The sequence below is a fragment of the Rhodoferax sp. GW821-FHT07F03 genome (assembly GCF_059418745.1).
Genome location: NZ_JBWKQM010000004.1, coordinates 103,865 through 115,356, shown reverse-complemented (window position 1 = coordinate 115,356; position 11,492 = coordinate 103,865). Strand labels below are relative to the sequence as shown.

5 protein-coding genes and 1 pseudogene are annotated in these 11,492 nt (G+C 55.1%); 5 read left to right on the top strand and 1 reads right to left on the bottom strand.

The genetic code is table 11. From position 1 onward, the window contains the following. The first annotated feature begins 13 nt into the window (after positions 1–13). Together AC07R0_RS06940 and AC07R0_RS06935 are read left to right on the top strand one after the other, a co-directional pair. The gene (locus AC07R0_RS06940; protein WP_495097715.1) at positions 14–2,023 is read left to right on the top strand and encodes an RICIN domain-containing protein; all 2,010 of its coding nucleotides are present in this window, start codon (positions 14–16) and stop codon (positions 2,021–2,023) included. A gap of 208 nt (positions 2,024–2,231) precedes the next feature. Beyond that, positions 2,232–2,357, top strand: a pseudogene (locus AC07R0_RS06935) (integrase); the annotation flags it as partial. Positions 2,358–2,615: 258 nt separating this feature from the next. Here the strand turns inward: AC07R0_RS06935 and AC07R0_RS06930 are convergent. Continuing rightward, the gene (locus AC07R0_RS06930) at positions 2,616–3,212 is read right to left on the bottom strand and encodes a metallophosphoesterase (RefSeq protein ID WP_495097716.1); all 597 of its coding nucleotides are present in this window, start codon (positions 3,210–3,212) and stop codon (positions 2,616–2,618) included. Between the two features lie 85 nt (positions 3,213–3,297). Between AC07R0_RS06930 and AC07R0_RS06925 the strand changes: the two genes are divergently transcribed. From AC07R0_RS06925 to AC07R0_RS06915, 3 genes are all read left to right on the top strand, one after another. Further along, entirely contained in the window at positions 3,298–3,546 is a 249-nt protein-coding gene (locus tag AC07R0_RS06925; RefSeq protein ID WP_495097717.1) for a hypothetical protein, read from the top strand. Positions 3,547–4,651: 1,105 nt separating this feature from the next. Continuing rightward, on the top strand, positions 4,652–4,894 hold the full coding sequence (locus AC07R0_RS06920; RefSeq protein ID WP_495097718.1) for a hypothetical protein: 243 nt from the start codon (positions 4,652–4,654) through the stop codon (positions 4,892–4,894). A 9-nt stretch (positions 4,895–4,903) separates the two neighbouring features. Next, positions 4,904–11,464, top strand: coding sequence for a calcium-binding protein (locus AC07R0_RS06915; RefSeq protein WP_495104292.1), 6,561 nt, complete (start codon positions 4,904–4,906; stop codon positions 11,462–11,464). The last annotated feature ends 28 nt before the right edge of the window (positions 11,465–11,492 follow it).

Below are 11,492 nucleotides of genomic sequence, written 5' to 3'. Positions count from 1 at the left end.
CGAGGAGACAAATATGCCACTGAGACAAAGCTGGATGAGATTCGTAGGGGCTGCCGTTGCAGCTATTGCATTGGGTGCCATAGGCTTCCCTGTAGGTGCCCAAACAAGCGGAGTCAACACGGTCTACACGCCCGGTGCTGGTTCCGTAAATCCCGGGGCTATGTATGCACGGACCATCACGCTGCGCCACAACGGCGATGCGAACGGAACCATGCTGACGACATTTGAGACTTACACGACTTCGACCCCCGTGTTCCCTGTTTACAAGAGCACCAATGGCGGTACGAGTTGGACGGCACTCTCGCAGGTTGCCGACACGGTTAACGGTTACGGAATGCGATGGAACCCGCAGATCTATGAGCTTCCGGCTCCCGTGGGGCAATTGCCTGCAGGAACCATCCTGATGGCGGGGCTTTCTGTGCCCTCTGATCTGAGGTCGACCGAGATTTTGTTATTCGCAAGCCGTGACAAGGGGGCGACTTGGTCGTTCTTGAGTTCGGTGGCCAAGGGTGGTGCGGGCTATGTGAGCGACCCCAACACGCCCGTGTGGGAGCCGTTCATCATGTACTACCAGGGGCAGATCGTGGTCTATTACTCCGACCAGCGACAAAACTCGGTGCATTCACAGCTACTGGATCACCAGACATCGACCGACGGTCTCACGTGGTCGGCCCCCGTCAACGATGTCGTGTACCCGGCCCAAACCGCACGTCCTGGGATGACATCGGTTGCCGCTATGAACAATGGCAACTGGATACTCTCCTACGAGTATTGCGGTGCTCCAGAGGGTAGCTGCCCGGTGTATTACAAGATTGCTACCAACCCGCTCGACTTCAATTCGGTGGTGGGGAAGCCACTCGTGTTGGACGATGGGTCGCACCCTTGCTGCCAACCCCATGTTGTTTGGACGCCTAGTGGTGGCGCGAACGGCACCATTGTTTTGAGCAATGGTCAGCAGCTACCTCTCGCGATCAATACGGCGGGCGGAGACCCGTCAGCATGGCGCTCGCAAATGTCCAATGCGCCGGGAGGTTACAGCCGCTCGCTCATGGTGCTGCCGGATGGAAGTGGTGTGATGACCGTCACAGGGGGTTACCACGACAGCAATTTTCTGAACAAGGTGCAAGTCGCGTTGGACAATGTAGCACCGGGTATCTCGATGGAGGCGACTTACCAACTTACCAATGTGTATTCAGGCCTTAAGCTCAGTGTGGCCAGTGCGTCGACGTTGAATGGCGCGCAGGTCGTGCAAGCGCTGGCTTCGACGGGTAGAGAGCAGCAATGGGTGCTCAAACGCCAGGCAAATGGCTATTTCACCATTAACAACGTTAACAGCGCTCTGGTGCTTGGAGTGTCGGGCGCATCCACTACCGATGGTGCGGCCGTACAGCAGCAAACCGCAACTGCCGGCGCCGCGTCACAGGAGTGGGCGGTTGTGCAGGGAGTGGATGGCGCGTTCACCGTAACGAATCGGAAAAGCAATGCATTACTGGACGACTACCAATGGGCAAAGGCGAATGGAGCACCGATGGTCCAATGGACCGACACTGGTTCTGCAAATCAGCGCTGGACATTCACCCAGGTTGCACTTCCAAGCCTCACGACCGGGCAGTTCACTATCCAGAATGGCCTAGGTAAATACCTTGAAATCCCAGGCGGTTCGACGGCCAGTGGCACCCAGGCGGATCAATGGTGGTATGCGAACCAAAACTGGCACCTGTGGACTTTCATCGCAGCAATCGGTGGCTATCGCATTACCAACGGCAATTCTGGAATGGCATTGACGGACGATTTCGGCAATGGTTCGAGCGTGGCGATTCTGCAGCGTCCGGTCAACACGTCGGATGCCAAGCAAGTATGGTCTTTGACACTCCACGGTCCCGATCAGTATTACCTTACAAACGTCAGCACAGGGCGCGTAGTCACGATTGCTGGTGGCGTCTCCACGAACTTGGCGCGGGCGGTGTCCTGGCCTGCAAACGGAACTTCCGACCAGGTCTGGACGGTGAAGCGCATCAACTAAGAACCTGTCGCGTTGATCCGGATGCCCGGGGTTGCGGTTTCTTTTGTAAAAGTGACTCTGGCGTAGGCAATACCTGCGCTGGAAGCTATCAAGTTCATAGTGAATGGCGGCCTAGGGTTTCACCTGATGTCGCAGTTGAAATCTACTTGTGCGGTTTCGCAATACGGGGTTGGCGGTGGCTTGGGAAGATCGCCCTATCGACAACAAACGCAGAACCAAGAACCTGCGTGCTGTCCAACTTCTGCTTGGGCATACCAAGTTGGAAAGTACGGTTCGCTATCTCGGTATAGAGGTCGAGGACGCCTTGGAAATGTCAGAGCAGACTGAGCTTTGACGGGATGGCCGGCAGCGGGCCCAGGCACTCGGCTGTCGGCTTATCCCCGCAAACGCGTCGTTCACAGCGATAACTCAACCGGCTGCTTTCGCTGCAAAGCCGTCCCTGCCGACGGCCGCTTCAGGCTGGAACCTCCGTCGGCGCATTTAGACCCATCGAGTACCGAGCAAGCCTCGGATTTAAGGCGTAACCGAGTCCAAGAGTTCCGCCGCTCCCCCTCACTGTCAAGATTCAAACGGCGCCAACACTCCATGCCGTCTAAATGCCAAGCAATGGGCAGTCGGACAGGGAATGCGGTGCATGGTGTGTAACGACCACGGTCGGCCCGTTAAATTCAATCGCCAATTGCTCCTGCAACCAGCGACGGTCCAGCAGGTGTTCTTGCAGCAAATCCAGAGGCGTCACCAGGTGCGTACCCTTGGCATCCTCCACCGAGACGCAGAAATGGTCCGCAATGGCCCCGGCACAGGCCATCATTCCCTGCTGGGCATCAGTGCGCAGTTGCCCGTCGTAGTCCCGGATCGGCACCCGGTAGTCTGTCCACAGCATGCAGCCCAGGAAACGAACGCCATGGATCACCACCGAGCTGCAGTCCAGCAAGTGGACTCCAGTCCGCACAGCCGTCTCCGCCATCCGCGCACGCTCCGGCTGCAGCGTTTGGTCATAAAACTCGTGGTTGCCGCCAAGTTGCAGTACCGGGCGCCCCAAGTTGACGGAAGGACGTGCCGCCCAGATCGACGCCCTATGGCCTGGGGACAAGATGTCGCCAGCGAGCACCAGGACATCGCTCTCGACTTCGGGCATGGAAAACGTGGCGTGATCCAGGTGCAGGTCGGACAATATATGGAGGCGCATGGCAGTTGGACTATGCAGTGAGAATGGCAGCGTACACCTGAATGGCCGAGTCGGCAGTGCACGCCACTGGAGCTGGAGATGTTCTATGACCCGCGATGAACTGATTGCAGCCGTGCCGGTGCACGACCACGAAGGACGTCCCTTCTACGTGGACTTGAACGACATCCCGCAGCCATGGCGGGATCAGTTCTCGGACGCTTTGTACGGCGCCCAGTGCCCCGTCGTACAGGGAGTTGACAAGGCGGCCTATGCGTGGGACTGGCAAAGCTGGGTCAGCGGCAGTTGGCATGGTGGGCGCAACGTACCGACAGGCCTGGAGGGCCAGCAGGCATAAACTGCATCATCTGGCATGGTCTACATACCGGTTGGCCGACTTCCTTGTGCTTGCAGTACTGGCCCGAGAATGGATGGAGACTACATGCCTGCAGCCTTCATGAACCCGGCCGCTTGGTACCCGTCAGTTTGTAGCCAATCAACGGGCTCCCAAAAATACATGTTGTTGCGCTGAGATTTCAACCTGCTTATTCTCACTACTTGGCTCCTGCGTATTCCGATCCAAAAAGCCAGTAGTTCCGATTCGAACCGGTCAGCCATTCCGACGCAAAAAAGCCACTTGTTCCGATCCGCACCTCGCCAGTGAATCCGATTCAAACCTTGCAAGCCTTTCCGATTCAAAAAAGCCATTGTTTTTTAGGTGCTACTTATTGCTTCCGCTGGAAGATTTCCAGTCATTAAGGTCGTATGGGGAAAATTTGACTTCTGGGAATGTTTAATCAGGCCCCTGCCAGGCCGCCGGAGGCCCCCCGGATCGTTGCATGTAACCATGCAACGATCTTGCCCGGAGCCATCGCTTAAATTTGCTTGGCGTCGAGCCCGACTTACTGTGCAGTCGGTCTTCGCCAGGACCATCGGCCAGGCAGCATGATCGTTGATGACAGAAGGGCGACAGCCTTGCCCAGTTTCCTTACGCGCGGTCAGTCCCTGTGCCTGGGAATCCCAGTCTGCCCTATGCCGATACCGGCAGGCCATGCAGTACCAACGTGCACCGAGCTCCACAACACTGGCATACATCCCTCATTTTGTGGATGTAACAAAGAACCATCTACAATAAAATTTACAAAATGAAACATAAATTCATTTGTGTTTAAAAAATACAGTGCCAGGGAGTTGTTTTTGATTGTTGTTGCCAATGAGGCGGCATAAGCCGTGGCGCGTATTACGTTCCACACTTGTTTCAGTGCCCGCCTGCCCACGCTATAGATTCATTTTTCTCAGCATTGGGCATCCCCGTCTGCAGCCACCAGATGGCTGCTTCAATGCCGACGGCTATCCGCTCGTCTGGACTTTACGTTCAAAAATGCAATGGTTGTGGTTCAAGGCGGAACACCCATCTGACATATCTAAGAATTAGCTTCCCCCTGTCAACACAAGGAAATATCTTGAAAACGTTTGTTGCTAGTCTATCTCTGTTTTTAATTGTCATTTCATTTGGAATCAAGCTGATTGCAATAATGAGCTACTCAAACTTTGATGAGTGGTTGAAAAATAGAGATTTGCTACTTAATTCAAAAAATGCATCAGAACGATTCCTGGCAAAGATTTTTTACGCCTATATTGATGGGCGTTGGGTTCTGGCCGGACTAGGGATTTTGGGCTTGCTTATTTCTTTAATCGTTCTTTAGGATTTTCAGATGGATGCCATAGGTTTTAACTCTGCAGTAGCTGCCACTAAATTTGCTGCCACCAATGCATTGGGCGTCCTTTATGGACCTGGCGCAAAAGCCTTTGCAGAAATTGCATTAGGCAATCCTGCAGTTTTAACCCAAATTGCATCGATGGGGGAAAAAAAGGAACGTGGAACTCTTGAAGGCTCCGATTACGCAACATTACTGCAAAATGTCACAAACATTGGTATGGCAATGGCGATAACTGGTGGCGCCACAATATCCTTTCCTGTTACTGCTTTGTGGACGTTAACGGGGATTGCGTTAGCAATTTATAAAAATCGCGACCGCATTTCCGACATCCTAAATGACTTGGAAAATTTGAGTATTGCAGATAGCGGTACATTGTTGACATTCAATACAACGGGACGTGAAGTCATTGACCCCACGGGCATTGATAAAAACACTTTGCTTCCCATCATTTCCCGCAATATTGGTACGACCCCAGACCCCCTAGTTAAAACCATCCGCTATACCGACCCGCTAGTTTTGGATTTAGATGGTGATGGCCTAGAAATCTCCCCCTTATCTAAAGGAGTCCTGTTCGACTCCAACGGAGACACCATTAAAACCGGTACTGCCTGGGTCGGAGCCGATGACGGTATGCTGGTGTGGGACCGCGATGGTAATGGCAGCATCGACTCGGGCAAAGAACTGTTCGGCGATGAAACTTTACTCGCCAACGGTCAAAAGGCGGCCAACGGCTTTGCTGCACTGCGCGAACTAGATACGGGAAGTGTGGTAAACGGTGTGACAGTGGGCGCTGGTGACGGTGTGTTTGATGCCAACGACGCACAGTACGCCAACCTGCGTGTCTGGCGTGACTTGAACCAGGACGGCATCAGCCAGGCTGGGGAAATGCAGACCTTGGCCGAGTCCGGTGTACAAAGCATCAAATTGGCGAGCGCCACTATTAGCGTCAACTATGGCGATGCCGAGTTGGTACAAAGTGGAAGCTACACGCGTGCTGATGGCAGCACCGGCCAAGCCGGCAGCTTCATCCTGGCGCAGAACAATTTTGTCCGTGAGTTCACGCCCATCACGGTGAGCGATGCGGCCAAGACTGTCAGCAACATTGGTGGTAGTGGCTGGGTACGGGATCTACAAGAAGCGGCAACCCAAAGCCCTGAATTGATTGATCTTTTCAACCAAGCAAAAGACGCCGGTTCGCGTGCAGACTACAAAGCAGCAGTCGCCAATCTGTTGCGCGAATGGGGCAATGATTCAGGCTACAACAGTGCTGGCAAGCAGGCTTTGGCTGCAGGTTACGGCTTGATCCTCAGCGACCCACAGGATGAGCAAGAGCGTGGATGGATGGACACCGCCATCAAGGCCAGCGATGCCGACCGGAATGCTTATCGGGCCACTCTATCTGCAGAGGATCTGGTTAAGTTTGACGCCATGCGCGAGCGCATGGTCGGTGGACTGGAGAAGATTTACGCCTATGAGGCTTTCACAGGATATACGTTTCTAAATTGGAATCAAATCCAAGGCGATGCCTTCTTTTACGAGCCAAGGTTCCTCGCTGCGAGCGGTGCAGTACCAGTCGAAGTTTGGGTCCCATTAACGCAAATCATTGCACAAACCAGAAATGCTGTTCCGGCGGGTGAGCCAGGATATATCCGGGTGACTATACCGGCGCCTGTCAACGGAAATGCACACATCGATACTTTGTGGAACCGGTTGGTGGAGGATGCGACTGTCAACCTGTCTCCCTTGTTGCGCCTTTCCAAATATTTGGACATGGTGGACTTAACCATCAGTGATGCCGGTATCAGCTTCGATTTCAGTCGCCTGAACGCAGGTCTGGCGGCAGCTACTGCTGCGGATAAAACGGAGGGAACGGCAACCATACTGGATTTGTACCGCAGCGAAGGCGCCATGCTCGATAGCATGGGCTGGGATAGCGCTCAGCAACTGAGCAGCTTGATGCAACAAGCTGCAACCGATGCCGATATCCGCCAGGGGTTTAGCCTTACAGGCTATGACCTCATGACGGCCGCAGCCACCTCCGGCTCGGACTCTAACGACGCATTTGGTGGGGACGCAAACGCCAATACATTCGACGCGGGAGCGGGGGATGACATTCTGGATGGCCAAGGCGGCAATGACAATTTGTCCGGGGGAATGGGCAACGACTTGCTCTTTGGCGGCGATGGCAATGATGATCTGTACGGCCAGGACGGAGATGACAAGTTGGACGGCGGTGCCGGTGACGACAACATCCGAGGCGGAAACGGCAACGACACGCTGATCGGCGGCGCAGGCAACGATGCGCTGTCCGGTGGTGCTGGTAACGACACCTTTGACGGTGGTGCAGGCAACGACATTGCCTATGGCGATGGTGGCAACGACACCTATTTGTTTGGCAAGGGAGATGGCCAAGACATGGTGGTCGAATTTGATACGACTGCCGGAAACACCGACCAAATCATCTTCAAGGCGGGCGTAAGCGTATCGGATATCCGGGTAGGCCGAGATGGCGATACGTTGATCTTGACGATCAACAGCACCGGCGATCAATTGCGCGTGCAAAGCTACTTCAACGCAGATGCCACCAACGGTTCGCAAGTGGAGGAGATTCGCTTTACTGATTCGCCCAGCACAGTCTGGACCGTAGCCGATATCAAAGCCCAAGTCTTGGCCGGCACGGCGGGCAATGATTACCTAGTAGGTTATGCCAGCGCGGACACCATCAATGGCTTAGATGGTAATGACGACATCTTTGGCCGGGACGGCGATGACGTGATCGATGGCGGAGCGGGTGATGACAACATCCGCGGCGAAAACGGCAACGACATCCTGATCGGTGGCGCGGGCAACGATACCCTCTCCGGCGGAGCCGGTAATAACATCTTCGACGGAGGTGCTGGTAACGACACCATATACGGGGATATTGGCAATGACACCTATCTGTTCGGCAAAGGGGATGGCCAGGACACGTTGATCGACTTTGACACGGCTACCGGAAACTTTGACCAGATCATCTTCAAGGCGGGGGTGGCGGTATCGGATGTGCAGGTGAACCGAGATGGCGATGCGCTGGTCTTGACAATCAATGGCACTGGCGACCAGATGCGTGTGCAGGCTTACTTCAGTGGAGATGGAACCAATGGCTCGCAAGTGGAGGAAATTCGTTTCACGGACGCTCCTAGCACAGTCTGGACGTTGGCCGATGTCAAGGCCTTAGCTCTGGCCGCCACGGCAGGTAACGATTACCTGGTAGGTTATTCCAGTGCGGACGTAATCAATGGCCTGGATGGCAACGACGATATCTTTGGCCGAGACGGTGACGACCAAATCAATGGCGGTGCGGGTGACGACAACATTCGCGGCGAAAGCGGCAACGACACGCTAATCGGCGGCGCAGGCAATGATGCGCTGTCCGGTGGTGCTGGTAACGACACCTTTGACGGTGGTGCAGGCAACGACATTGCCTATGGCGACGGTGGCAATGACACCTATTTGTTTGGCAAGGGTGACGGCCAAGACATGGTGATCGACTACGACGCTACGGTAGGCAATACCGACCAAATCATCTTCAAGTCGGGTGTAACAGCATCGGATGTGCGGGTGGGTCGAGATGGTGATACGTTGATCTTGACGATCAACAGTACCGGCGACCAATTGCGTGTGCAAAGCTACTTCAACGGAGATGCGACCAACGGTTCGCAAGTCGAAGAAATTCGTTTCACCGATGCACCCAGCACGGTGTGGTCCATATCCGATGTCAAAGCGATGGCGCTGACGGGCTCGGCAGGTAATGACTATTTGGCCGGTTACGCCAGCGCGGATGTAATCAACGGCTTAGACGGCAACGACGACATCTTTGGCCGAGACGGCGACGACGTGATCGACGGTGGTGCAGGTGATGACAACATCCGGGGCGAAAATGGCAACGACACGTTAAACGGTGGTGCTGGAAATGACACCCTGACTGGCGGGACCGGGAACGATACATACCTTTTTGGTAAGGGCGATGGTCAAGATACCGTAGTCGACTACGACACAACCGATGGTAATGTCGATCAAATCATATTTAAGGCTGGCGTAGCCGTATCGGATGTACAGGCTAGCCGTAGTGGCGACACACTGGTGCTAAAGATCAACGGCACAAGCGACCAGATCCAAGTATCCGGCTACTTCAGCGGAGATGGCTCTCAAATAGAAGAGATCCGGTTTGTGGATGCCCCCAATACGGTCTGGACTGTTGCAGACGTGAAGTCCTTGGTACTGTCTGGTACCGCTGGAAATGACTACTTGGTGGGTACAGCTAGTGCTGACGTAATCAATGGCTTCGACGGCAATGACGACATCTTTGGCCGAGACGGTGACGACGTGATCGACGGCGGTGCCGGTGACGACAACATCCGAGGTGAAAACGGTAACGATACGCTGATCGGTGGCGCAGGCAACGATTCCTTATCCGGTGGTGCCGGCAACAACACTTTTGACGGTGGTACAGGCAATGACACCATCTATGGCGATGTTGGTAACGACACCTATCTGTTCGGCAAGGGAGATGGTCAGGACACGATATTCGACTATGACACGACCGCAGGTCATATCGACCAGATCATCTTCAAGGCTGGCGTGGCAGCATCCGATGTGCAAGCAGTTCGTAGCGGTGACACGCTGGTGCTGAAAATCAACGGCACCAGCGACCAAATCCAAGTGTCGGGTTACTTCAGCGGCGACGCCGCCAACGGCTCGCAGATCGAGGAGATCCGTTTCACCGATGCGCCCAATACGGTATGGACTGTGGACGATGTCAAAACCAAGGTGCTAACCGGTGGAAGCGGCAATGACTATCTGTTGGGCTACGCCAGCGCGGATGTGATCAACGGTGGTGATGGCAACGACGACATCTTTGGCCGGGACGGCGATGACGTGATCGACGGCGGCCTGGGCGACGACAACATCCGTGGCGAAAACGGTAACGATACGCTGATCGGTGGCGCAGGTAACGATTCCCTGTCCGGTGGCGCCGGCAACGACACTTTCGACGGCGGCGCGGGTAACGATACGATGTACGGTGACAGCGGCAACGATACCTTCCTGTTTGGCAAGGGCGATGGCCAAGATACCGTGTTTGACTACGACACGACCGCTGGCAACACCGACCAGATCATCTTCAAGGCTGGCGTAGCCGCATCCGATGTGCAAGCAGTCCGTAGCGGTGACACGCTGGTGCTGAAGATCAACGGCACCAGCGACCAAATCCAAGTGTCGGGTTACTTCAGCGGCGACGCCGCCAACGGCTCGCAGATCGAGGAGATTCGTTTCACCGATGCGCCCAATACGGTATGGACTGTGGACGATGTCAAAGCCAAGGTGCTAACCGGCGGAAGCGGCAATGACTATCTGGTGGGTTACGCCAGCGCGGATGTGATCAACGGTGGCGATGGCAATGACGACATCTTCGGCCGGGACGGCGATGACGTGATCGACGGCGGTGCTGGCAATGACAATATCCGGGGCGAGAACGGTAACGACACGCTGATCGGCGGTGCAGGCGACGATTCGCTATCCGGTGGCGCCGGCAACAACACTTTTGACGGTGGTGCAGGTAACGACACCATCTACGGAGATGTTGGTAACGACACCTATCTGTTTGGCAAGGGCGACGGACAGGATACGATATTCGACTATGACAGCACCGCTGGTCACGTCGACCAAATCATCTTCAAGGCCGGCGTAGCGGCATCCGACGTGCAAGCCGTTCGAAGCGGCGACACACTGGTGCTGAAGATCAACGGTACCAGTGACCAGATCCAGGTATCCGGCTATTTCAGCGGAGACGGTACCAACGGCTCGCAGATTGAAGAGATCCGCTTTGCCGATTCCCCTAATACGGTGTGGTCGGTGGCGGACGTGAAATCCCAAGTGTTAACTGGCACCGCAGCCAACGACTATCTGACAGGGTTTTCCGGCGCAGATGTGATCAACGGATTGGACGGCAACGACGACATCTTTGGCCGGGATGGCGATGACGTGATCGACGGCGGTCTAGGTGACGACAACATCCGAGGAGAAAACGGCAACGACACCATGATGGGCGGTGCGGGAAATGATGCCCTGTCCGGCGGTGCTGGCGACGACACCTTCAATGGCGGTGCAGGCAACGACATAATGTATGGCGACGGCGGCAACGACACCTATGTGTTGGGTCGTGGTGATGGCATAGACACTATCGTCGATACCGACTCCACCGAAGGCAATACCGATGTGGTGGTGTTAAGCGCAGGCATTGCTGTGGACCAGCTGTGGTTCTCCCAGTCCGGTAACAACCTGGACGTGAGCATCCTGGGCACCACCGACAAGTTCAGCATCCAGAATTGGTACAGCGGCAGCCAATACCACGTAGAGCAGATCAAGACCAGCGATGGCAAGGTGTTGCTCGACAGCCAGGTGCAAAACCTGGTTCAGGCCATGGCCAGCTTCGGTGTCCCGCCCTCCAGCCAAACCGCCTACACCACTGCAGAGAACAACGCTCTGCAACCGGTGATCGCGGCGAACTGGCACTAAAGCAAAAGCGCTTATTCAGCCTTGTCCG